The organism is Dorea sp. OM07-5 (genome assembly GCF_003481355.1).
Taxonomy (GTDB): Bacteria; Bacillota; Clostridia; order Lachnospirales; family Lachnospiraceae; genus Dorea_D; species Dorea_D hominis.
In genome coordinates, this window is sequence record NZ_QUKZ01000007.1 from 50,738 (window position 1) to 76,293 (window position 25,556).

Annotated in this window: 13 protein-coding genes; 1 reads left to right on the forward strand and 12 read right to left on the reverse strand. The window is 36.6% G+C overall.

Annotated elements, in window-relative coordinates:
* Positions 1-3: 3 nt before the first annotated feature.
* From cas1 to DXC04_RS08360, 12 genes are all read right to left on the reverse strand, one after another.
* The gene (gene cas1 / locus DXC04_RS08310; protein ID WP_118660773.1) at positions 4-876 is read right to left on the reverse strand and encodes a type II CRISPR-associated endonuclease Cas1; all 873 of its coding nucleotides are present in this window, start codon (positions 874-876) and stop codon (positions 4-6) included.
* Complete coding sequence (gene cas9, locus DXC04_RS08315) at positions 873-4,898, reverse strand: type II CRISPR RNA-guided endonuclease Cas9 (RefSeq protein WP_118660775.1); 4,026 nt, start codon at positions 4,896-4,898, stop codon at positions 873-875. Before cas9 ends, cas1 begins: the two co-directional genes overlap by 4 nt.
* Positions 4,899-5,254: 356 nt before the next feature.
* Positions 5,255-6,157, reverse strand: a complete 903-nt coding sequence (locus DXC04_RS08320) for a hypothetical protein (RefSeq protein WP_118660777.1) — start codon at positions 6,155-6,157, stop codon at positions 5,255-5,257.
* Between the two features lie 392 nt (positions 6,158-6,549).
* Positions 6,550-7,281, reverse strand: coding sequence for a hypothetical protein (locus DXC04_RS08325; RefSeq protein ID WP_118660779.1), 732 nt, complete (start codon positions 7,279-7,281; stop codon positions 6,550-6,552).
* Positions 7,278-8,147 (reverse strand): class C sortase, encoded by an 870-nt coding sequence (locus DXC04_RS08330; protein ID WP_118660781.1) that lies wholly within the window; start codon positions 8,145-8,147, stop codon positions 7,278-7,280. Before DXC04_RS08330 ends, DXC04_RS08325 begins: the two co-directional genes overlap by 4 nt.
* Positions 8,148-8,244: 97 nt before the next feature.
* Positions 8,245-9,753 (reverse strand): SpaH/EbpB family LPXTG-anchored major pilin, encoded by a 1,509-nt coding sequence (locus DXC04_RS08335; RefSeq protein WP_118660783.1) that lies wholly within the window; start codon positions 9,751-9,753, stop codon positions 8,245-8,247.
* 31 nt (positions 9,754-9,784) lie between these two features.
* A complete protein-coding gene (locus DXC04_RS08340) occupies positions 9,785-17,908 on the reverse strand; it encodes a Cna B-type domain-containing protein (protein ID WP_118660785.1) in 8,124 nt (2,707 codons plus the stop codon).
* Between the two features lie 36 nt (positions 17,909-17,944).
* Complete coding sequence (locus tag DXC04_RS08345; protein ID WP_118660787.1) at positions 17,945-19,390, reverse strand: Rrf2 family transcriptional regulator; 1,446 nt, start codon at positions 19,388-19,390, stop codon at positions 17,945-17,947.
* Between the two features lie 443 nt (positions 19,391-19,833).
* Complete coding sequence (locus DXC04_RS15875; RefSeq protein ID WP_243112127.1) at positions 19,834-20,856, reverse strand: PucR family transcriptional regulator; 1,023 nt, start codon at positions 20,854-20,856, stop codon at positions 19,834-19,836.
* Positions 20,853-21,548 carry an RrF2 family transcriptional regulator gene (locus tag DXC04_RS15880; protein WP_243112128.1) on the reverse strand — a complete coding sequence of 232 codons (696 nt, stop codon included), beginning with the start codon at positions 21,546-21,548 and terminating at the stop codon, positions 20,853-20,855. Before DXC04_RS15880 ends, DXC04_RS15875 begins: the two co-directional genes overlap by 4 nt.
* Positions 21,549-21,985: 437 nt before the next feature.
* The gene (locus tag DXC04_RS08355; RefSeq protein WP_118660789.1) at positions 21,986-23,644 is read right to left on the reverse strand and encodes a PucR family transcriptional regulator; all 1,659 of its coding nucleotides are present in this window, start codon (positions 23,642-23,644) and stop codon (positions 21,986-21,988) included.
* 299 nt (positions 23,645-23,943) lie between these two features.
* Positions 23,944-24,819 carry a tyrosine-type recombinase/integrase gene (locus tag DXC04_RS08360; RefSeq protein WP_243112129.1) on the reverse strand — a complete coding sequence of 292 codons (876 nt, stop codon included), beginning with the start codon at positions 24,817-24,819 and terminating at the stop codon, positions 23,944-23,946.
* A 217-nt stretch (positions 24,820-25,036) separates the two neighbouring features.
* Between DXC04_RS08360 and DXC04_RS08365 the strand changes: the two genes are divergently transcribed.
* Positions 25,037-25,372: a helix-turn-helix domain-containing protein gene (locus DXC04_RS08365; RefSeq protein ID WP_109215980.1), complete on the forward strand. Its 336-nt coding sequence runs from the start codon at positions 25,037-25,039 to the stop codon at positions 25,370-25,372.
* Positions 25,373-25,556: the final 184 nt, after the last annotated feature.

The window sequence follows — 25,556 nt, forward strand, 5'->3', positions numbered from 1 at the left end:
AATCTATAACTCAAACCTGTAAAACCGAACCAGAGAACTATCATCATCATTCAAAGCATCAAACACACTTTTACAATAAATCTTTATTGCATTATTTACATACTGTATTCTTCCATCTATTGAAACTTCTTGATTCAAAATGTTTACCAACTGCATTTTCTCATCATGCTCAAAACTGTCCAATTTCATCTGTTTTACTTCACGATCAACCAGAACACGAAACGGCTCCATCAAATCAGACGCTAAATTAAATTGATTAAACATATTATCATGAAATAAGCCCAACTGTGTAATATATCCATTGGCAGCTATTTCTCTTGTAAATGTTGATAAGATAATAGAATATCCGTAATTTAACGCAGCATTAATATTATTGTCTTCTGTCCTTGTAAAATCCAGTCCGAATAATGCATTAAAATAAACCTTGGCAGCATGTCCTTCTCTGTTAGTTGTATCATTCCAGACTATTTCCTTTAAATAAGATAATAAAAGCTCCGCTTCTTCCTTTCCCAACATTTCTAACAATTCTTTCTGTTTCCGGATCTTTTCTGTTACTATTTCCGTCCATACTGCCTCCTTTGTGTTCTTTCTCCATGCAATCTGTTTCCGGATTTTGTTGCTTGTATCATGACTACCGTAATAGCCGATTAATTCTGACGAAGGATTCTTCTTCTCATCACAGAATATTACTTTGATTTTTCTTCTCGTCAATTCTGCCAATAAACTGGTAGTCAATGATACAGCAGTTGATTCTATTAGAATTGTTGATATTTCACTTAATACTACTTTTGTTACTTCTTCACTTCGTACAACCATATATCCCAATTGCAAATCCAGTTTTGCCCGTTTAGAAATAACAATTATACGCCAGCTCATAGTTTTAATAAATCAATCTCTTTTTTATATATTCCAGTTACAGATTGATTTATAATGGAAATTTGTTTACACTTCATAATATTATTATTCATAACTAAAATTCCCGCACTTGCCGGCCCTCCAATTAATTTCAAATTTGCTGCTGCACTCTGACACTGGAATAAATGTAATATTTCTGATAATACAGTACATTTATCTTCCAGATTCAGATTTTCAAACTTCCCTTTATTGTCTATTAGGGTTGACGCCTGCAATCCAAGTCTGATTTTGTAAATTGTATTCTGCAATTTACTCACAAATACATCATACAAATGTGTAAGTTCTACTTCGTTTATACCATCAAAAGCAGTAAGCTCCACATTTTTATTTTCCATTTTCCGGTTTGTAAATTTTATGACCTTTTTCAGTATTTTAGTTTCTTCATCTGATAATATTAATTCATTTGCGCCTTTAAAAATTAATCGATTTCCTGTTCTTCCGGACAACCACATATAAAATCCATCTACTTTAAATAAAGTATCAATTTTGATCTTATTAATCAGAATAACCGGCTTTGACAATTTCCGTTCTTTCATAATCTCACGCAAATATTCCAGTTCATTTTCTTTACTCCGTTCTATATAATCTTTTTTATAAATCGGAACAAATTCTATCGTCCTTTGTTCATTTCCTTTTGCATCTGTAGATTTGACAAGCATGAAATATGCACCGGCCGCCTTATTATAGCCACCATATTTATTAATGTCGTGCAACCGCTCATCACTCGTTTTAACTGGAACCTGTCCTTTTCCTTTCTTCATAATCTGCTGGTCAAACAGTCCACCCTTTACTTCATAAGATCTTCTGGTTACAAGAATATTATTTTTATTCATTACATTTCGTACAGTTTTTATCGTTCCTTTATTTCCGGCTTGCCATGCTACTTTTCCATTTCTGGAAATATCATGGATAAACATTTTCTCTAAATTATACGATCTGCCTGGATTTTCTTTTATAAACCAAACCGCATTTTTGGTAAATTTTGTATAATATGCATTTCCTACTACAATATTTAAATATGCATCTTTTGCATGATGCAAATCGTTCATATCACGCACTTTAACAAAATCGTAATCCTGTCGGAATTTAGATACACTTCTGGCTTTCACATACACAATTTCTGAATCCGGCATAGCTTTTTTTAATAGATCTGCGACAACTTTTGTACTCTGTCTTGTTTCAACAATCTGTCTCTCAATAAACCCAGCCAGTTCATCCGAAGTAAGTTCTGTTTTTCTGACTAAACGTTCATATTTTTCTTTTGTAATAAAATTACCATCTAACAAACTTTTCCAGAATCCACCTTGTTTTTTCTGTATATCGGAACTTATTGGATAATCATCAGATTTCTTAGAATTATATTCCTTTTTTACAAGTACGCGGTTATTTAAACTATCATCCATTGTTTTGGACTGCGGATATATATGATCAATATCATATTTCGTATTATCCCACAGATCATCAAATTCAATGCGTTCTCCAGAATACATACAGTGTCCTCTCTGAGTATAATACAAAAATAATTTATCTTTCCTAAGATGTTGTTCTTCATGTTTTTCTAATTTCTCATATATTTCTTTTTCTTCCTCTTTACATACTTTATAGAGATCCATCAAATGTTTTTTTCTAGACTCCGTCCGTTTACTCTCCTGCGATTCCCTTGCCATTTCAACAAAGATTCTCTCCGGCTCTTTTCCCATTACTTTCTTTATTTCTTTTATCACTTGTAACGTCTGCCATATCTGACGTTTTACTGCCGGAGATACATATTGTTCCTCTACAGTTTTATACGACAATGTTGGATTATTTTGTTCCTCATTATACTCTTTGATTTGATCACTGAATTGATACTTCTTCCCTAATAACTGACTCAGGTTTTCATTTGTTTCCCATAATGCAGTTATAAGATTCCATACTTCGCCTGTTTCCGGCGCTGGTATGGTTATCTCCTCTAAAAATTTTTTTGAAAATCTTCCCCAGCCATGATAAGACAAAGCTGCTATGCTGCTTTTCTGTTTATCTGTCAGCTTTGGAAATAGTTTCCCTAATCTTTGTTTTAATAGCTTTTTATCATCTCCAAATAATACAATATTCTGTATTATCTCTTCCTTTTCACTTTGTTTTAAATCTATTCCGCTTAATTTTTCTTTAAAATCATGGTAAGCCGTCAGCGATGCCTTAAAATCTCCATCAATTCCAGTAATATCAACATCTCTTTCTGCAATTCCTTCCCTAAGCAGAAAGTTCTTTAAATCTTTTTGACGTACTTTTCTTCTTTTACAGAATACACCTTCATAGATTTTTTGCTTTAATTCTACTGATATTTCTTTTCCATCCAAGCGAACATTATTCAATTCATTCAATACCCTGTATTTACTATACAGTAATGAATCTTTCGGAAGTACATCCTCGCCAATCAAATATGTACACTTATTAGTCATTCTTTTTATAAACTTTTCTGCACTTGCCTCAACATCTATGATATCCGTAAAATTCCACGGATAAATTTTATCTTCACTCTTTCTTACAGCCCAGGTATACTTCTGTTCATTTTCTTCTTTTACTTTATTTAACGGTCCGACATAATATGGAATTCTGAAAGTAAATAGCTGTATTAATTTCTCTTTATTTTCAGCAATCACCGGGATACGAGCACTAAGGTTATCCAAAATCTTCTGTAATTCATACTTATGAATCTGGTATGGCAATACTCCATTATCTTTTGTAACCTGTCTCGGCAAAAATTGATCCGTCTCTATTTCATTTTTCAAATATGTCTTTTCTTCACTCTCTGGCAGTTTTTCCACAATTGTTTTATTCAGATATTTCAAAAAGTCTTCCCGACTGCATTGCTTCCCTCCCAATGCAGTCTTTTTACCATTCACTTTCGTCATTCCAATGTAGGCTGGATAATTGGCAAGTTTGGCATCTGACACAACAAATATTTTCTTATAAATATCTTTAGAAAAATTTTCTCTTACCACTTCCTTTAATAAGCGAAGGTCTGCTTTATGTTTTTCATATACTTTAATCTTTGCTTCGGAAATAGAAGTGCATCTATCCAGAATATCTGTTAATACAGACCAATCATAGACAGCTTTTGCCGATGCAATAATATAAAACTGTTCTCCAAGTTCTGCCTCTACAGAATCTATATACTCATCGTATCCATTGTCAGCAAATGAGATCTTAGGTCGTTCATTTTCATCCAACTCTTCATTTGCAAAAATGTCACTCAATTTAGCTGTTCCACCAGTCAGAAGAGTAATCACCGCCTTTTCGCACTTTGTCCTGGCACCAAGTTCTTTTACCAGTCTGCTTTTCTTTGTTGATTTTAATATATTCTTATTACTTAAAACTTCCTCAATATACGATATTTTCTCTTCTGTTATTTCTAAATCAAAGTCCAGTTCTTCATCCTTAACATTCTGGATAAATGTTTCAAATGTATTTTTAAACTCTTTAACCTGCTCTATGTCTCCCGATAACAAGAAATGTCCCCTGTGTTTCATCATATGATGCAGTGCCAGATAAACCAATCGAACATCTGGTACTTCTTTTGTCTCCATCAGCCATTTTCTCAAATGGTAAATCGTTGGAAACTTTCTATGATAATCTTTATCTGTGAACTCAAGATCAACAAATAATGCATATGGAAGCTCTGGACACTCCCCGTTTATATCCCTTTTATCTTCCGGATAATACTTACTTTCTTTCATTCTCAGAAAAAATCCCGGATCAACCTTGCTGATTTCTTCTGCAAATAACTCTTGCAATATGCTAATTCTCCATCCCCGTCTATCCAATCTTCTTCTGCCTGCCCTGTGCATACGCCTTTCTTCTGCTGTCTTAGCACCTTCAAATAGACGCACTCCCCATAATGCTTTCCCATGTCTTCTTAAAACATGGTATTCTTCATCTGTAACACTCCACCCGCAAGAACTAGTACCCATGTCCAGACCTAAATAGTAATTACCATCCATTGTTTTCCTCCTTTTGCTTTATTAATTGTTTATTTTATATTGACTTTATTTCCAATACTCTCTATACTAAAGACAAGTTTAGTACCATATTAGACTTTACATCATAAGTTCAAATAAGAATTTATTCAAATCGTCACTTTGATGTGACCCACAGTGTGTGGATGAGCTTGCTATGCAAGCTCTTTTTTATTTATCAATAGCAGAACGGAGAGTAAAAACTGCTATAACTGCTGTTTTTACTCTCCGTTAGTTCTGTTCAAATAGCAAATTTGTTTTCATAAATAGATTATATTATATATTTCTTTTTTATGCAAGCTCTTTATTTATTAAAAACTTATCACAAAATAATAATTCCCCTACCTGTTCTTCTCCTCCCAGTAATCATATGCATCATCATACCCATTGTCGTAATCTCCATCTCCAAATTCGTCTGCCCACTCATCAGCAAAATCGTCTGGATCATCATAATCATACACGTCATACGGATCATATTTTTTCTTCTTTTGTGTGTTCATAGAACTCGTCGTATCACTATCGCTGTCAGACGTGTCTTTCGAATCAGATTCTCCCGTGAGTCTTCCTCCAGCTTTTATAACAGGACCGCCGCTCGCGTCACTGTCATCTTCATCATTCTCATCTGTATCCTCGTACTCATCTGCATCGTCATAATCATCTTCTTCTGCCTCATCTGCATACAACTGCTGTCTCTTTGAATCTGTTAAAATGTACTCATCGTCTCCCTCTTTCGTAAGAATATACCATCCAGCTTTCGTCTTTATGTCCATCTTATCAGAGACGTTCGTATACACAACCACATTCCTGTCGTTTTTGTAGTTAAGAAACTTTCGCTCTACCCGGGATGTTTGCAGTATATCATATGCCGGCTTCATATAATTACAGACTTCTTTATAGCTTTTATTTTCATTATAAATTTCATCCAACTTCACACATGTAAACTCAACACTGTACGAAAATGGATAATCACCATATTCATCATACTCCGGCGTCGATCCCGAATATTTGTCATACTGATACGAAACCTCCACACCTTCCAGTCCGGCTTTTTCAAGTGTCTTCTGCAGCTTCTCTGTATAAGATGACATATATTGTTCTGCCATCTGCTCTCTTGTATGCTGCTCCTGCTGCGCTTTCTTTTCCTGCCACTGGCTGTAATATCCGGAAAATACATACACTCCCCAAAGAAATAACACTGCAAAAATACTTGCACCAATCAATTTTGTTATCTGTTTCTCATTCATAATATTTTCCTCAACGCTTTCCTTTTATCCTTCTACATATTCCAAATAATCGTCCTCACTTGCGAATAACATATAACTTCCGTCTACATATCCCATATATCCCTGTGCTGTTGTATAACCTTTCATATTTGCCACTCTCCTTGCTATTGTGACCGGCTCTCCGGCATGTCTTGTTTCTTTGATAGCTATAGAATAGCAAAAGAGGTGTACAATAAAAGCACCTACTGGTTTATTTAAGTTACCTTTATTTAACCTGCCTAGTTATAATCAACCAGTCCTTTCAAATTAATGTAAACGCTCAACACTTCAACATTAATGTCTGAAAGGTTTTAAACCGTATAACACAAGAAAACTGATTCCACTGTAATGGATCAGTTTTCTTTAAATAATAGCTACTTCATTTTTCTTTTTTTATAGAATCCTATAATCAAACCAAGACTAACAATCGCTATTAAAAACCATGCAACTATATTTGTTGTATCTCCGGTTTTTACCGTATTTATTATTTTCTGAATAGTATTTGGCTTATCTGGTTTTGAAGGTGTCGGATCCTTTGGCTTATCTGGATTATTCGGTGGTATTTCTGGTGAAACCCATTCAGCTTTTGGCTCTATCATTACATTATATTCTACACTCCCATTAATTTCAGATGGTATATTAACAAGGAATGGAGCAGATTCAAATTTATCTGTACCACTTTCTACATTTCCGTTCTGTGCAAGCAGGTAAATTCCTTCATTCAGTTCACCAAAACTCGTGCGTCCCGAAGTATCTGTTTTTTGCATTAAGCCGGAAATATTATTTTCCTTCGCAAATTCAAACAATTGTTTTGCTTGTTTTTCTCTTGCTTCTGCACTGGTATCTTGTAACGATATATCTGAATCTTTAAAACCATCTTCCCAGATCAGCTCATCATTTTTCATATATTGAATTGGAAATATTGAGAACTTTGCTCCGGAAAGAGTCACTTCTTTATCTGAGCTATTTCTCCCCTTGTAAATAATTTGAATGCTTTCTGTTCTGCTTCCTGCTTCAGCATGGATTGCTGAAATATCTATAAAACTACCGACAAGAAAAAGCATAACGAATAAAATAATGTGAATACTTCTTATCTTCTTTCTCACCTTACTTTCCTCCTTTTTCTATCTCGTATACTATAAATTATAGCTATCATCAGCCCTATAAAAATTACTATAATTGTTACAATCAGCACTTTAGCAGTAAAAGATAACTCTGGTTTTATATTTGTATCCGGCTCTTGCTTTGTTGCCTCTTCATAAGGTATTCTCTCTCCACGAACTAAAAGTCTATGTGTGTTGATTGCAAATGGTGTACAAGTAACAAGTGTTGCATAATCCTTACCAGGTTCAATGGACAAGCTATCTGTCTCTTGTGGCAAAACCGTTAATATCTGATCAATCTGATATGCCAGTGTTTCATCTAAGACTTTAATATAAAAAATATCCCCTACTTCCAGTTTATCCATATTGGTAAATAGTGTTTTTGTCGGAAGACCTCTATGTCCGGTCAGAACTGTATGTGTACTTTCTCCACCTACTGGAAGAGATGTACCCCATAAATGTCCGACACCTGCCTGTAGCACAGCTTCACTTGTTCCGTGATAGATTGGAAGTTCTATATTAATCTTAGGAATACGAATGTATCCCATCATTCCAGAACCATCTACGTTTAACAGGCTCTCATAGCGAGCATCTATTTCCACATCTTCCTGCGAAAATGGATCAATCAAATCAATATTTCCCAGCATTTCCTTATTGTATGCTCTCGCATCTTCCAGCATCTGCTCTTTTTCTGCCTTACTTAACTTTACGCTTTCCTCATCATAATAGGATACAACTTTGGAACCATTCTTTTCATTCAAATAACTACTAAACGTTGGATATAACAATACGGAGAATGCAACCAAAAGCACGATCAAACGAATAATATCTTTTATTGTTATCTTCTTTTTTTTCTTCTTACTCTTCATTCCATTCTCCCTGTTGTTATACTTGGAATTGCGGCTACCTTCCGTGGAAGATAACCGCCCATTCCTTAAATATTATCTTGTATCTCTAGTAAAATTATTATGCTTCTTTTCTTTTGTCACGGATGAAGCTTACTGCTACACCGAATACAAGAAGAGCTGCGATTACAGCAAATACAATAGCTCCACGTCCACCAGTGGATGGAAGAAGGGAACCTGTGCTGTTTTCAACATCAATAATCTTGTCAGTTTCTGGTGCATTATTTTTCTGAACAGTCCATTCTGCATCGCCAGTTTTTGTAATTGTAACTTTGATTGGATCTGTCAACTTGTTGAATCCTTTTGGAGCCTGTGTCTCTACTAACCAATAGTCTTTAGCCTCAAGACCATTTACACGAAGGTTATATCCGCCAAGATCATTTTCAACGGATTCAAATTCTGTAGTAGAAGATGCTGGATCTACGACATAATTTCCGTTGCCTCCAGAAACTGTGATAGCATTTGTTTTATCTTTAGCATCCTGTTCAGTTCTATATAAGCTAAATTTTGCGCCTGCTAACAGGTCACTCGTTTTCTTGTTAATCTTTTTGATATCTAATGGATATGTCGGTGTCTTTGCTTCACTTGGTGTTGTAGTTGTTGTATCACCTGGCTTGTTTCCGTACTCTAACTGAGCCTTGTTCTTTTCTGTTACAACTGCGTTTTTATTTACTTTTGCATAATATGTAACTGTGAATTCTTTTCCTTTATTTGTCTGGTTTGCCTTTACCCATGCAGACAGGTCAAGACTCATTTTTTTGCTGTTATCTGTGGCAATTGTTGCTGTTGTTGGTGCTGTACTAGCAGCTGTTGCACCTGTAAATGCTACTGTAACTTTTACACTGTTTCCTTCACAAGCTGTTCCTGTTGCATCGTTTACAAAATCAAGACCGTTAGATAATGTATCGTGAATAATGTACTGATATTGATCATATCCTGTTGTATCTGGGATTGCGCCTTTTACTGTATATTTTACCACCTGACCAATTTCAGCTGTTTGTTTATCTGCTGTTTTAGTAATGCTTGGTGCTTCTGTTTTTAAGTTTATAGTATTTGTTGGTGCATCTACTGTAACTAAAGAAGACTGAATCTCTTTTCCACCTGTTACATATACTAAGTAGTAACCTGCATCTAAGCCTGTAAATGTAAATTTTGTGCTGCTATCTGCGATTTTATCAGAAGATTTTGTTGCTTGTAAATTATTAGTTAAAGCTTCTGCTGTAAAATCATTTGCAAACTTCTGTACTCCAGTAGTGTTATCTTTTCCAAGTTTAGTCACTTCTGCTGCAAACTCTTCATCTTTAGAAGTTTCAGCGATTTTTAATACACTTGCCAGTGTAGCCTTATACTGTGTATTTACAGTATAAGCATAGTTCTTGTTCTGTCCTTCTCCTGACTCTGTTACATCAAATAATTTATACAGATTGATTGTCTGACCTTTCAGATCCTGCCCACCTTTTACATTCACAGTAAGTGAATGTGTTGTTTCTGCGGCAAATGCTGTGACAGACATAGCCATCATCATAATCGCTGCCAGCATTAATGCCATGATTTTTTTCATTCTCTTCATGTCCTTTATCTCCTTTTCTTGAGAATTTTTTTTATAGTTTTTCTGCTTTTTTATTTTCCTTGCATTTTTTATATCTCATTATGAAATATACCAGGAAAAGCAGAACAGCTATCAGGTAAATCAAATAGCTTCCGTATCCTCCGGTATCCGGAAGACCTGGGAAATGTCTATTAGTTATTGTGAAGGTAAATCCATCTTGCGATTTATCTATCGTTGTTGTATAACCATCCACTTTTGCTTCTGTGATGGAATACGTGTAATAATAAATATCATCTCCAACTGTCTTGTATGCCGGGAGTTCCTTTATCACCTCCTGCCACTTAGATTTATCGATGGACCCTTCTATTTTGTAACTCTCGTAACCAGGAACTGTCTCTGTCGTTTTCTTTCCTGTCTCGTCTTTCCAGGTACGTGATATTGTTACCGTAATACTGTTTGGTCTTGAATTATCAAAATTGTTTAAATCCTTCCAAACTTTATTGATTGTCAGTTTGATGTTCTCATCACATGGATCCTGTGACTCGGATGGTTCCGGTGTATCACTTTCTCCCGTATTCAATGTTGTCTTGGTATCTGACATCAATACTGCTTTTGCTGATGATTCATAAGCATTAAGATCTGCTTTCACTGAGTCACCCTTGCTTACCAGAACAGCATTTTTTAAAGTCTCAAAGGTCTTTACCGGATTCATATGTCCTATTGTATAAATATCCCATCCGCTTGTATCATCCTTTTCATGACTGCTGTTCAAGATACTGTTATTCTTTTCAATTTGATCTAAAGATTGATCCAGTTTTCTATAAATACGATAATTGTTATTTTCGCCTTCCACATTTTCCTGGCTATTAAAATCATATACCGTATCTAATTCACTTTTTCCGCTAAATGGTCCGACAAGATCTTTTGTTCCACGAACCACATCACAGTAATACATGTTGTTATTCTTCAAAAGTCCTTCATCGTTGAATCCAACAAAACCACCACTTCGTCCGTCCTTAGCAGCACCGTCATTGTCATTTCCGGCTCCACCGGCATAGACATCATACCCATGACTGACACCGTAGACATTACTATCAGTAATTCTTGTTCGATTCGCCTTGATCAGACTCACACTGATATTGGATTTGGCATCATTATCATTCAAAAGTCCATTTTCATCACATGGAAGTTTGATGGATGAATCTCCGCTCGTAATAATTGCAAGATCTGTCTGTTGGTTATTATCTGTTGACTTCTTCGAAAGTCCTACAGAGATATCCAATCCAAGCAGATTTACATGAAGCAGTTTGCCATGATATAGTGCATCCACTTTGATAATTCCAAGATTAATCTTCAGAAGATTGGAATCCTGGAGTTTATCCAGATATAATGCTTTTATAAGTTCATTAACAAGTGAGAATATTATATTCACTGCTCCTGAATCCAGCTTCAGATCTGCAAGATAAGCGAAACTTGTTCGTCCGGCAAAGCCGCCGGCTGTTCCACCTGACGCTACCTGTTTCAGTCCAATTTTCTGGTTCGTTTTGTCACCTGCTGTACAATTCGACATTCTTGCAAGATTTGCATATCCGATAAATCCTCCGGCAATCTTCTCATCTCCATTTGTACTCTGCACGGTGTAACCGTCATCCGTTCCTGTAACTGTACAGTCATCTATATGAGAACCAAAGATATCCAGAACTCCAAGTGCTCCACCAAGCAACTGTCCTTTATTATCTCCAAGAACGTCAATCTTGTCTGCCTTAACTACTCCGCTCTTTCCAGAATAGCCGACAAATCCTCCGACACTGTTTAAACCTCTTACATTACTTAAGCTCGTTACTTTGCTGTTTTTCACAGAACCATTTAACAGTGAGCCACCAAAACCTCCGGCTGTTCCGCTATAGGTAACCTGATCGTTCTGTCCTGATTTTATCGCTGTGTTTGCACTGACACTTAAGCCGGCATCCTTACTTCCGTTTACAGTTCCGTAATATACATAACTTCTAAACGCATCCAGCACATCGGTTCTTCCAAGCTTTAATAATTTATCAAGGAGCGAGGTTTCATTTCCTGCACTGATATTGGCAACTCCGGCTACATCAGCAACACCGAAGCATCCTCCGGCATATTCACCTGCGACTACGGAACGGATATTCTGAGCAGAAACTCCTGCCTCTTCCGTATTCTTCTTGCCGAGTACCGTTCCTTCCAGATTTCCGGCAAAACCTCCGGCTGCTTTTGCATAGGATGTATTGGCTTCTCCGTTTGAATGCGCTCCGTTTATGATGATTCCCCAATTATCCCAGGCTTCCACATCTGCATAACGGATTGTTGCGACTGTAGCATTTAATACTTTTATCAAATCTGCCGGTGTACTTAACAGTTTATTCAGAAGCTGACTGAGCAATCCTTCTCCTGCAGTTGGATTCAGTGTTGCTACACTTCCTGGTCTTGAGCTTCCGACAAATCCTCCGACATAGCTTCTTCCGTCAACTCGTCTCAGCTTTGTGACCTTGCAGCGTGCATCATTTTCGCCCCAAATCTGCCCACCGATCAGTTTTCCTACATAACCTCCAGCATAACCACAAGTATCTTTATCATCTACACCTTCTGACTGGACAATCAGTCCACTCTGATAACCCTTTACCGAAGATTTCTTTATCACTGGCACAAAGACATTAAGTACCTGTAACATTTGCCCTAATTGCAGATTCAGACCGAGGATATCAACTCCTCCAAGTTTTGCTACTCCGCCGTTTATCATTTCTCCTGCAAAACCTCCGGCGCATCGAAGCCCTTTAATCGTCTTCGCCTGATAAGCCTGTCCATTTGTAATGGTTCCGGTCTGCATTGATCCAACATAACCACCAGCTGCTCCGCCATTCGCCAGTTTTATCTCATCCTGGTAATTGACTCTTCCTGCTACGACATTGTATCCGTAAGCATATTTTCCAATAATATTATCCAGTTCTTTTTGATTGTTTACTGTTCCATTCGCAGCAAGGTCACTTCCGTAACCACCTTTTTTACCGACAAATTTCACCCATTTGTTCCAGGTTTCATAATCCATCTGGGCAAGTGGTCCATAAACTGCTGTGTCTTCTTCTGTCGGATAGACAACGCTGAGTGCTCCTAGGATGTTATCGACTTTTACCAGTCCCCACAACAAGGACAGGTTTCCGGTACTTGCCGTATCGGCTGACTCCATAAGTCCTGTAAAGCCACCAGCAATTTCTTCTCCGTATACCGAGCGGATTCTTACTGCTTTACAATTACTTGTTGGTCCGGTATATTTTTTACCTTTCCATTTCTTTGTATTGTTTCCCCAGATGTGACCACCTTCATTATGTCCTGCATAACCTCCGGCCATACCTCGTTGTACTTGTGTTGTTGAATCCGCATCTGCACGAACTGCACCACCGCAAGGAATACAAGTCGTAGAGCTGTTTCTGATCGTCGGTACAAAGTCCTCCGCTAATGATGCCAATGTATCTGACACATCAACAAGACCACCTAAGATACCCGTATCACCAAGTACTTTTGCCACATTTCCCGGCTCAAGATCGCCCACATAGCCACCAGCAGTAATCTGTCCAATGATATATGAGAAGTTACTTGCATTTGAATCCTGAATATGTCCACCGGAAATCTTTCCGGCGAATCCTCCGGCATCTCCAAGAACGTCATTTGCTGAGGCATCAGATGCTGTATTTTTCCAGGTCGCTTTTACTGCAAAACCTCCAACATTTCCTGTAACATCAGAATGTTCTATTGTAGAAACAACGACATTCAATGCATCCAGCACATTATTGATTCCTATCGATTTACCAAGTACGCTCAAACCTTTTCCAACGGAAGCTGCCGAACCAATATCCATATATCCGATATATCCACCAGCATATCTGGCACCCGTTACCGCATATTCGCTGTCTTTTTCATTGAAATATGTCGGTGCATCCTGAGTTTCCAGATTCGTCGGTGCTTTCACAGTTGTGTGCTTCAGGTTCGTAACATTACAGTAGCTTACCTGAACACCGCTTCCGTAACCGATAAATCCTCCGGCACTTCCGGAATTGCTGTCATCTGTTTTCGTTTTGTTGGCAGTAACAGTAAATCCGTTGTCTGACTTAACTCCTGCATACTGCACATATGGAATGTAGGCATTGATCAGATTAAGCAGATCTTCAACATTTATATCCAGACCTTTGATTCCGCCTAGAATGCTGATTCCACCTCCAGCATCTGCCAATGCTCCGGAGTAAACATTTCCTCCAAAGCCTCCAGCATAAGACTGCCCGTTTACATGGTTCAGATTATATACAGAATAATAGTTACCTTTTCCTGCGTCCTGGTTGTTAACCTTTCCACTCTGGAAGTTTCCGGCAAAACCGCCTGCTGTATCTGCAGCAACTCCGCCTTTATCAACATAAGTAACCGTGCACTCTGTATAAGAAGGAAGCAAGTACTTGACAGCACCTAACAACTTATTTGCATTTAACAAAGCTTTGACATCCGCTTCACCAGCTACATCTGCAAGACCTCCGGTCTGTGAGGAACCTACAAATCCTCCGGCAAAACCGTCTTTATCATTTGCTGTTACTTCTTTTAAATTTTTCACATCAGACTTAATAATCTCACAGCTATTACTTTTTCCGATAAAACCACCGGCTGTATAATCCACTACTTCGCCGTTGGAGTTTGTACCTGTTGCTTCTACAGTCATGCCTCCTGCGATGCCATTTACATGAGCTTTGTTGATTTTAACTCTGACACCTTCTGCCACAGAAAGCAGATTTTCTACTTTCAACAAGTTATTAAGTCCCAACAGGTTCAAAGTCAGTCCGTTTCCACCTGCCAGATCTCCTGGGCCTGCACAACCAGCAAAACCACCGACTCTATTCTTCGCTCTAACGGATTTTACCTGACTCAATGTTACAGTATCCACATCTCCACCGACAGCTTCACCAATCGCTCCGCCGACGTAGTTTTCTTTTGCTTCTACTGTATATCCATCATTTACTCCCGTCACTGTTACATGATGCACAGTAAAACCAAGAAAGTTTCCGATTCCAAGCGTATTATTTAAAAGTCCTGTGACATTTGCTGTTGTTACACTTCCGGCAATACCCCCGGCACGATTTTCACTTGCCGTAACTGTTTTTAATCCTTTGAGCGCATTATCTCTTTGGGCTACACTGCTCGCATCCCCTCCGCCATGTTTCCAGTACGGAAGTTTATTTAAATATTCTGGACTGGATTCTGCAATATAGACGCCATCACCACCACCAAGAATACCACCGGAATAACTCTTGCCAGCCTCAACTGAAACTGATGAACAATTCATGTTACATCCCAGGATTGCTGATGGTGCAATTCCTACGAGTGACAGAAGCATACCCGCTTTTTCCGGATCACTGGCCAAGAGACCCGTCAACAAGTCTTTTACCGTTGTTAAAAGGCTTACTTTCTTGACTTCTTTATTTCCAAGGTTTGTAATCCATCCAACTGTTGAAATACCGCTCACACCGCCGGCATAACTTCCACTTGCTTTAACTGCAATGCTTCCATTCGCTCCGCAGTTGACCGCATAACTGTTTGCCTGTGCTCCTACGATACCGCCTTGATAATTTTCACCAGATACTGAGACATTGCATCCTGTCAGATTGCAATTTAACAAGATACTCTGTGGCTGCATTACTCGGATAAGTTCAACCCCTACATCACTTAACAATCCACGGATTTCCGCATCTCTGCTGATTCCTGCAAATCCTCCACCGTATTCTTTTGCAGTTACAGAATAACTACTGTTTTTCACGGAACAGTCAAAGATTCTTGTTCCTACCTGCTGTCCTACGAAACCACCCGCATAATCTTTATCAGTAGCTCCGATAGTTCCTGCCAGATTCTCTACATGACAGTTTTTGATATTTACATTTTTGTATCCAGTAGGAATTAAGCTGCCTACCGGTAATGCATTGTTCAGAAGAATTGTAATCAAATCTCCAAGTCCAAGTCCCGGAATTACATTTAACAATGATGATAATGCATCCACCGTTATTCCAAGAACTTTTGACAATCCGTCATACTCTGTTACACCTTCTGTATAACCAACAAACCCACCAGTACGATCATTAATGTTCGAAACGCTGACCTTTCCTGTCACATCACAGTTTTCAATGGCAACATCTCCCACCAGCCTTCCTGCAAATGCACCTGTTGCATAAATCGTCGGATCCTTTGCTCTTGCATTTAAAAGTGCTGATAATGTATCTTTTAAATTCAAGTTTACGTTTCCAAATGTTAAAACTCCTACTAATAAATCAGTTAAACCACCTACAAGCCATCCAAGTCCCGATGTAAGTCCACTTATTATGGTCTGTGTATTTTTATGTGTATTCGTGTTATTTTGTACATTTACATTTTTTAATTCCAGATTTGATACGGAAACCGTTCCGGCGCTGACACCAATATTTTTTACATTAACCTCATTCGTAATTGTTCCAAAAAATCCAATTCCTATATACTTAGAACCATCCATTGCTTCTGTCTGATCCACATTCACATTAGAAATCACAGGTCTTCCAGTTGCCAGAATAGTTTGTCCATCCGTAATCTTTGTTTGTCCATCTGCTAACTTTGCACCTTTGATATCCCCCGATACCATAAGTGGTGTCCACAGATCATCTTCTTTATTCGAGTTCACACCAGCCTTTGATAAGTCAATATCCCGGAAAATGATGTAATTTGCATTGGATGAATACTTAAGATTGCCGTATTCACTCCTTAATTTATATTTATCTATATTTTTATCAGGAAGACCATTTTCATTGGTGCCACAAAATTCACCGGTTCCAACAGTAAGTCCGCCCAGTAAGGTACCTAAAAGTCCACCTACGCCTTTAAGCAAACCTGTAAGAATGTTATCATCGGAAAGGTTTACATTCGCCAGCTTGTATTTTCCATTTTCCTTTCCATTCTCTGTATCTTTGTAATAAAGATATGAATTCTCACCTTTGACTTTATCTGCCTCAGGTCTTATAAGCCCATGTGTAGTAGCACCTTCCTTTGCCACAGCGTCAAGTCCCAAATCAGCATCACCGGGATAGTACGGCGTATAAAAAGGAGCTCCGCCTAACAAACCACTTACCAGACCCGGTTTATAATAAACATACAGTCTCGGAGTTACGCTCTTATTACTTCCGATTGCTCTCAGCTGTGATTCATTTCCAATCAGAATATATTTTTTCCCAGAAACCGTTACGTATAACTGCCCCGGTTTTGTTCTTCCATCTGCATGCTCACCATCTAGCCATTGAACTCCATCCGCCGCTTTTTCTGTCAATTGATCTGCAACTAACTCAGGCTTATCTGAATTAAACTTCTGCGATAACACATAATTATGAGACTTACTATAAGTCAGATACTCCTGATCTTCTCCATCCGGATAAATCATCTGCCCCATACCAAACTGTGGTGCATCATAATCCAATGACATAACTGGTTCCGTTTCAGATTCTTCTTGCGCAAGTACCATTAACTGATATGGATTGTATATGTAGATTGTATCCGTTTTCTTATCATACAGCGTTGGTGTTTCATTTTTTTCTACTTTCGTTCCAGTAATAGTTCCGGTAAAGGAATCCGGTACTGACCAAATCTGTTCAGAGTTCATCTGGATGTCATTCATCAAAATATATTGGGCATCTGCACCGTATTTCAGCTCTGTGCCTTCACTCTTTACTACATCTCCAGAACCAATCTTTCCATCCTTATCACCTGTGTAAATATAAGCATCTGAACCAACCTGTTTTAACTGTTCATAATTATAAATGCATATTTTACTATCCTTATAATAAGCATCTATATTATCTGTTGATTTCGGTTTGACACTTCCACCGGAAGATTCCGATTCGTCATTCTGTGAGTTTTCACTTGTTTCCTCCGATATCTTAGATTCGGATTCCGTGGTGCCATTTATTTCATCTGAAACTGTGGACTCGGTTGATACTTTACCATTACTCTTTTTGGCATCATCTGAAAGTGTCACTTGACTAGTGTTGGTACCCGATGGATTTGCATCTGCCGCATCCGCAATATTCACTTGAGAAAATAAGATAGCCATACATAATATTACTGCGATAATTCTATTCTCTATCCTTCTTTTTTTCTTCATATCTGGACCTCTAATCTTTTGCCTTCATTTGTTACTTTAATTTTGCCTTTTTAACCAGTTTTGCTGCTTTGCTGCCTCTTGAAAGCATTGCATCAGCTGATTGGAAAATGCTCCGCATTCACCATTTAAAATCATCTGGATTGTCTTTTCAGGTTCATATTTCCTTTTGTATGGACGATCATTGATTAATGCATCGTAAGCATCAACAATCCCCACAACCTGTGCACACATTGGAATTGCATTTCCCTTTAAACCATCCGGGTATCCTGAACCATCATATCTTTCATGGTGATGTCTGCATATTTCATAGCTATATTGGTTCAGCTTTTCCGCTGTTATCCCCTCTGGGAATCTCTGGGTCATCGCCGCACCTACTAATGGATGTTGCTTTACTACATTCATTTCTTCATCTGTCAATTTTCCATTCTTATTTAAAATTTCAATTGGCACTTTTATCTTTCCAATATCATGAATCGGCGCTAAATGCGCTACTGACGAAATTTCTTCATCTGTAATCCCATATTCCGGATAATTCTTCTGCAATTGAAGATATACCTGTTTTGTATAGAAGCTGATATCATCTTGATACCCTGATTCAACTAACTGATTATGATTTAATACAGTGGTTAAAAGTGATACCATATCCCAATACTGCTTTGCCATATCCTGTTCTTTTTTTATGAGTTCTCTTTCCATCTTTATAACCGTGTTCTGGACAATCTTCTCATTATGTAAGGTGATAATTGCAGTATTCTCATTTGCATCTATATATTTTTTTGCTTCCATCCAAACATATGCATTCTTATCTTTTCCAGTAATTCTGCGATATGGAAGATCTTTTTCCATACATTCATCAACTAGTCTTTCTTCTAATCCTTCACTTGATAAGAAGTCATGAACCATTTTTTTGTCAGAAGCATACACATATCTTTCTACATATTGGCTTATGAACTCTTCATAGCTTTCTGTTTTCCTTACTTTCTCATACACTTCACGGATATGTGAATATACACACTCGTAGCTTTTTTCCTTCAAGTTCAGTTTTAATACAACATAAAATCGTCCAAAATATTCATCTTCTCCAGGGCGGATAACATCTGAAACTTTTACGCTCTCTAATTTATTATTGTATGTATTCTGCAAACTCAACAATATTTTATGTATCTTGCAGGTATCTTCTAAATTTCTGGAACAAAAACGATCTTCTTCCAAACAACGATTAATTGCCATTGTTTCCTCTACACACGATATAATTTTCATCAGAGAAATATTCTCCGGTTGTTTTGCCAGCATATAGCCACCATTTGTACCTTCACAGGCTTTTATGATTCCTGCTTGCTTTAACTTTTTTGTTATTTTTGGAATATAACTGGATGGAACACTTAGTTCCTGAGATAATTCTGATGTAGAGATCATCTGCCTTTGTGCTGCCAGATAACATACGATTCTGATAGCATAATCCGTTGTACTTGTAAGCTGCATAGTTTTTCCCTCTTCCCTTAACAAAACTAAACTATTTCAAGTATTAGTTCGTCCTAAAAAAAATAATGGGTTCCTGTCGGACGATGAAATTGATTATTCAAAAATTTCCATCAATTTCATCAAGATATGGGGGTCGTTCTACTCTATCATCAGATATAAGATCTAGAATTCTATAAATAATAATATCGCAACATATAGTAATGCGATGATGGCTTTTCAATATAATTTTTTCTCATTGTCTATTTGAATCAGAGAATGTTTCTCATCAACGTTTTGAATTGTATCCCATTTGTGGTTTTTTTATAATGTTACAAATAGGAAAGATTTTTTTTATTTTTTTGTAAAATCTTTTCCATCGTATCGATATTCTTCCATTAATATCTTGTTATGAACTTCGTTCAAAAAAAAGAAACCATGCCTCAACACGGTTTCTCTTTCTTTTTCTATTCTATTTCTTTTAACATTTTATAAATAATCAGGCCATTACTGACTGCCAGCACTTCATTTGCATTGTCAAAATTAATTCCGGAAATTTGTTTTATTTTTTCAAGCCTGTAAGATATCGTTCTATAATGAACAAACATTGCGCCTGCAGTTTTCTTGATGCTTTGGTTATTTCTAAGATACATCTGCAAGGTTGTAATCAATTCTCCCTTATGTTCATCATCATATAAATATAATTTCTTTAATGTTTCCGGAATGTATCTTTCCAATTCCGTCATATCATCAACTTTGCCGAATATCTGGAAAAATCCGAGGTTCGAATAATGTACTACTGACTTATTCTTATCACCAGTCACCTGGCGGATAATCTCAATATACTTGATAGCCTGACTTGCTTCGTGATAAGATTCTTTCAATCGTTGATACCCTTCCACACTTTTTCCTATACCAATCTGAAAGTCTGTATCTTTCTTTCTATAAAGGATGCTTTGCTGGATAACCTCCTCTATTTCTTCCATCTCTTTCTGATATTCCAGTTCTGTCTGATCGGAATCTACCTGTTGAATCATAACAATCTGATCCATATTTCTGTAAATAAGCGCATCCGGCAAAAGATGCATCAATTCACCCTCGATAACACCTACTTCGTGAAGCTGTTCTTTTGTATATTTTCTTTGTACATTTTTTGTGATGGTATGAAAATCAACAACCCTGTAAGTATCGCTTTCTTTCATTCCGAGCTGTGCCGCCGCTTCAGTCATTTCTTTCGAACTCAGTAATCCATTCAGAATATTTTGGATAATATCTCTCTGATACGTCTTTTTTTCTTCATCCTGTGCAAATTCACTCAAAAATCCATCCTGTAAGTTAACAGTCGCATTTTCGAGTTCCATACAAACATCCTGTTCTTTTTTTCTCAGCTCCTGTTCCATTGTTACAATCGTATTCGGAATCACTTTTGTATTATGAAATGTAATAATTGCTGTATTTTCCTTTACATCCACATACTTACTAGCTTTCATACATACGATGTACCGTTATTTTCGATGATTCCGCGATAGAAAATTTCTTCTTCCACACATCCATCTACAAGATGTTCTGTTAAATTCTCACCTGCAAGACATTTCTGGACATTTATCCAGTCTGCTTCACAAATATATTTTTCCGCATATTTTTTTATAAAGTCATCATATGATTCTGCTATTTTTACTTGTTCATAGACATCATGATTATGAGAATAAATACATTCATAATCTTTTTCTCTCAGATTAACTTTTATAATCACATAAAATTTTCCAAGATATTCATCCTTACCAGGACGGATAATGTCTGATATCTTTACGCTTTCCAAGCGGTTATTGTATATATTTTGCAGATCCAGCAGAATCTGATGTACTTTACAGCAGGCTATATAATTTTTGGAGCAACCTTCCTCTTTTTCCAGGCACCTGCTAATTGCCATGGTGGATTCTGTACACGATATCACATCCCTTAAAGATATATTCTCTGGCTGTTTTGCAATCTGATATCCACCCTTTATCCCTTCACAGGCTTTTATGATTCCTGCTTGTTTTAATTTTTTTGTTATTTTTGGAATATAACTGGCTGGAACACTTAGTTCCTGAGATAATTCTGATGTAGAGATCATCTGCCTTTGTGCTGCCAGATAACATACGATTCTGATAGCATAATCCGTTGTACTTGTAAGCTGCATAGTTTTACCCCTTTCCTTAGCTAAACTATTTCAGGTATTAGTTCGTCCTAAAAAATTGGTGGGTTCCTGTCGGACGATGAAATTGATTATTCAAAAATTTCCATCAATTTCATCAAGATATGGGGGTCGTTCTACTCTATCATCAGATATAAGATTTAGAATTCTATAAATAATAATATCGCAACATATAGTAATGCGATGATGGCTTTTCAATATAATTTTTTCTCATTGTCTATTTGAATCAGAGAATGCTTCTCATCAATGTTTCTGTATTGTATACCATTTTAAATTTTTTTATAATGTTCTAAACAGGAAAAGTTTTTTTATTTTTTTGTAAAATCTGTTCCATCGTATCGATACTCTTCCATATAATACCTTTTTATGAACTTCGTTCAAAAAAAAGAAACCATGCCTCAACACGATTTCTCTTTCTTTTTCTATTCTATTTCTTTTAACATTTTATAAATAATCAGGCCATTACTGACTGCCAGTACTTCATTTGCATCGTCAAAATTTATTCCGGAAATTTGTTTTATTTTTTCAATCCTGTAAGATATCGTTCTATAATGAACAAACATTGCGTCTGCAGTTTTTTTGATGCTTTGGTTATTTCTAAGATACATCTGCAAGGTTGTAATCAATTCTCCCTTATGTTCATCATCATATAAATATAATTTCTTTAATGTTTCCGGAATGTATCTTTCCAGTTCCGTCACATCATCAATTTCGCCGAATATCTGGAAAAATCCGAGATTCGAATAATGTACTACTGACTTATTCTTATCACCAGTCACCAGGCGGATAATGTCTATATACTTGATAGCCCGACTTGCTTCGTGATAAGATTCTTTCAGCTGTTGATACCCTTCCACACTTTTTCCTATACCAATCTGAAAGTCTGTATCTTTCTTTCTATAAAGGATGCTTCGCTGGATAACATCCTCTACTTCTTCCATCTCTTTCTGATACTCCAGTTCTGTCTGATTGGAATCTACCTGTTGAATCATAACAATCTGATCCATATTTCTGTAAATAAGCGCATCCGGCAAAAGATACGTCAATTCACCCACGATAACACCTACTTCGTGAAGCTGTTCTTTTGTATATTTTCTTTGTACATTTTTTTTGATGGTATGAAAATCAACAACCCTGTAAGTATCGCTTTCTTTCATTCCGAGCTGTGCTGCCGCTTCAGTCATTTCTTTCGAACTCAGTAATCCATTCAGAATATTATGGATAATATCTCTCTGATACTTCTTTTTCACTTCATCCTGTGCAAATTCACTCAAAAATCCATACTGCAAGTTAATAATCGCATTCTCGATTGCCATATAATCAAGTTCTGTCAGTTCTCTATTTTCTTCTGTTATTGTTATATATATATCCACCTCACTCAATATGGCAAATTTCACTATATATTGAACACAGCTTCCTTTCATCTGCTTCATATATTGAAATTTCGTAATAATATTGGGTTTATATGGCTGAATTTCATCTGACAATATTAACTTGGAGTTGCCCAAGTTTGTTGAAACCATACAATTAAGATTACCATAATACAATACAACAGGATTCTCGATCATGATGCTTAAAAATTTGATAATATCACTTGCTGTATTGCTTGATCCATTATTTTTTAAAATAAACGTATTAAAATTATCATGTGTAATTTTAAAATACTTTAAGCGTGCAGTGTCTTTATCGAATACCTGCATCATAACATGACGGATAATTCCCCAGTAATATAAATCTCCTGGAATTTCTACCAGAGGAATTTCATATTTTTTGCAGTGCTTTTCTAATAAACTCAATCTGCGTCCTGTAGGATCATATTCTTTTTTTTTCTTTACAATGAATCCACTTATATCACTTTTAACTAAATCTTCAAAATGCTGCTCTACTTCTCGATCACTGCATGATAAATATACCTGAAGACTGGTTATGAGTATTTCACCACCCGTCAGGTATCGCTCCATATCTTCAATTTCGATTATTCGAATGCCTTTCACTTCCAAATCTAGACCTTTTTCACCGCAAAGCAGCTTCATTTTTGGAAATTGTTCTGATTCAAGTAATTTTCTTACAGTATATGCCATCGTTACTCCTTATCCATTGCCAAATCAATACAACATAATATCAGTTATGTTGTACAGTGCCTCTATTAACCTGTTCTACCCTATTTCTGCAAGTCATTCATTTCCTCTAAAAGAGAACTTTAAGCAATAAAAATAATAAAGATTATAGCCAATTTCCCAAGAGCGGTACTTAAATAGGGCACAGCTACCAAAAAAATCAGAAAGGAACTATGTAATATGAACAGCATAACATATAACATGGTGTTATTTAACATTATATCGTACGAAAATTAATCTGTCCATAAACAACATAACTGATATTATGTTGTACATTCCAATATTTCCTGTTCGACAATCTTATCTAGCTTCTTTTGGAACACTGTTTCTGTAGTTGCTGTATATATTCTCGTTACATTGATGCTGCTATGTCCAAGTAAATCTGCAAGACCTGTAATATCTTTTGTTACTTTATAATAAATCCTTGCAAATAGATGTCGAAAATTATGCGGGAATATTTTTGATTCTGCTACTCCTGCCTTTTCTTTTAATCGTTTCATTTCTCTCCAAATATTACTTCTGTCTTTTAACTTCCCATTTTTCGTGACAAATATCCACCCTTCTGCTATTTGGTTATTATGGCAATAGGAAAGAAGTTTCCTTTGCAATACCTTCGGCAAAAAAATCCTTCTATACTTTCCTTTATTATAAATCTCTATCTTTCCAGATTTTACACGCTCCACTGTAAAATATTTTATTTCGCTGATCCGAATTCCTGTACATGCTATTGTTTCAATACACAATGCAAGCTGTTCTTTTCCTTCTGCCATAGCTGTTGCAATCAATTTCCTGCATTCTTTTTCTGTCACTTCTTTCTGATCCTGTAAAAAAGGCTGCTTCTGCACTTTTATTCTTTTCACTTTCAGATTTCCTACATTCAAAAATTCTAGGAACTGATTCAATGCGGCAAGCATCGAATTAACACTATTGACAGCATATTTTTGAACAAGCCATTCTTTATATTGCAACAATATTTTTTTATTGATCCGCTTATCATCTGCCAAAAAAGATAAAAACTTTTTTATATCTGCCATATATTTATTGATTGTTGCCTTTGCATTTTCTTTCTGGTATAAATAATCTGCGAATTTTTCTATCTCATTTTCTGATACCTCTATTGAAAAATCCATCTGTCCCATAATCATAGTCCTCCTGAGAATTCATTTTCTTTCATTATAGCTGTTCGTTTTTTCGTATTCCCATATACTACTTTTTCTACTTGTTATGCATCCACGATTTTTCAATATTTATCTCTGATTATATAGCGTATTGTTGATTTTAGTCAACAGTAGACGCTTATTTTTATCATCTATTGTGGATATAATTTAACAATACAAGAGGAGATGTTTTATACTAATGTCGGATAACGAATTATGTTTACAGGAAATTGGAAAAAGAATTATGGATCGTCGAAAAAAGCTGGGACTCACTCAAGAAGCACTTGCAGAAAAAGGGGAAGTCACTACCCAGTTTGTTTCTTATGCGGAATCAGGAAAACGGGCAATGAGACCTGAAAATCTGTTAAAAATCTCCTCTGCTTTAGAAGTAAGTGCCGACTATTTGCTCACTGGTGAAATTATCGATAAGGATCTGTTGATTCTCTCAGATAAGCTCCGCCGACTCACGCCTTCACAGGTACGCACAGTTGAAGCTATTATAGACGAATGTAACAATCTATTTAATCAAAAATAACTCTTCTCTCACGTCAAAAAAGGAAAGCCATTCCGTTGCCAAAAAATAACGGAATTTGCTTGGAGCCCGCATAAATACTGGATCTATTTTTGCAAAATTCTATTCAAACTCCTTTGCGGACTGCGTTTCATGACACGCAAAGGATGTTATTAGAGGCTTATGTTTCGAACGTGTGTTCTATTTT

What these genes read in the sequence shown, in the direction of transcription:
- cas1 (WP_118660773.1), bottom strand. Translation starts at nt 876, where the DNA reads ATGAGCTGGCGTATAATTGTTATTTCTAAACGGGCAAAACTGGATTTG.
- cas9 (WP_118660775.1), bottom strand. Translation starts at nt 4,898, where the DNA reads ATGGATGGTAATTACTATTTAGGTCTGGACATGGGTACTAGTTCTTGC.
- DXC04_RS08320 (WP_118660777.1), bottom strand. Translation starts at nt 6,157, where the DNA reads ATGAATGAGAAACAGATAACAAAATTGATTGGTGCAAGTATTTTTGCA.
- DXC04_RS08330 (WP_118660781.1), bottom strand. Translation starts at nt 8,147, where the DNA reads ATGAAGAGTAAGAAGAAAAAAAAGAAGATAACAATAAAAGATATTATT.
- DXC04_RS08335 (WP_118660783.1), bottom strand. Translation starts at nt 9,753, where the DNA reads ATGAAGAGAATGAAAAAAATCATGGCATTAATGCTGGCAGCGATTATG.
- DXC04_RS08340 (WP_118660785.1), bottom strand. Translation starts at nt 17,908, where the DNA reads ATGAAGAAAAAAAGAAGGATAGAGAATAGAATTATCGCAGTAATATTA.
- DXC04_RS08345 (WP_118660787.1), bottom strand. Translation starts at nt 19,390, where the DNA reads ATGCAGCTTACAAGTACAACGGATTATGCTATCAGAATCGTATGTTAT.
- DXC04_RS15875 (WP_243112127.1), bottom strand. Translation starts at nt 20,856, where the DNA reads ATGAAAGCTAGTAAGTATGTGGATGTAAAGGAAAATACAGCAATTATT.
- DXC04_RS15880 (WP_243112128.1), bottom strand. Translation starts at nt 21,548, where the DNA reads ATGCAGCTTACAAGTACAACGGATTATGCTATCAGAATCGTATGTTAT.
- DXC04_RS08355 (WP_118660789.1), bottom strand. Translation starts at nt 23,644, where the DNA reads ATGGCATATACTGTAAGAAAATTACTTGAATCAGAACAATTTCCAAAA.
- DXC04_RS08360 (WP_243112129.1), bottom strand. Translation starts at nt 24,819, where the DNA reads ATGGGACAGATGGATTTTTCAATAGAGGTATCAGAAAATGAGATAGAA.
- DXC04_RS08365 (WP_109215980.1), top strand. Translation starts at nt 25,037, where the DNA reads ATGTCGGATAACGAATTATGTTTACAGGAAATTGGAAAAAGAATTATG.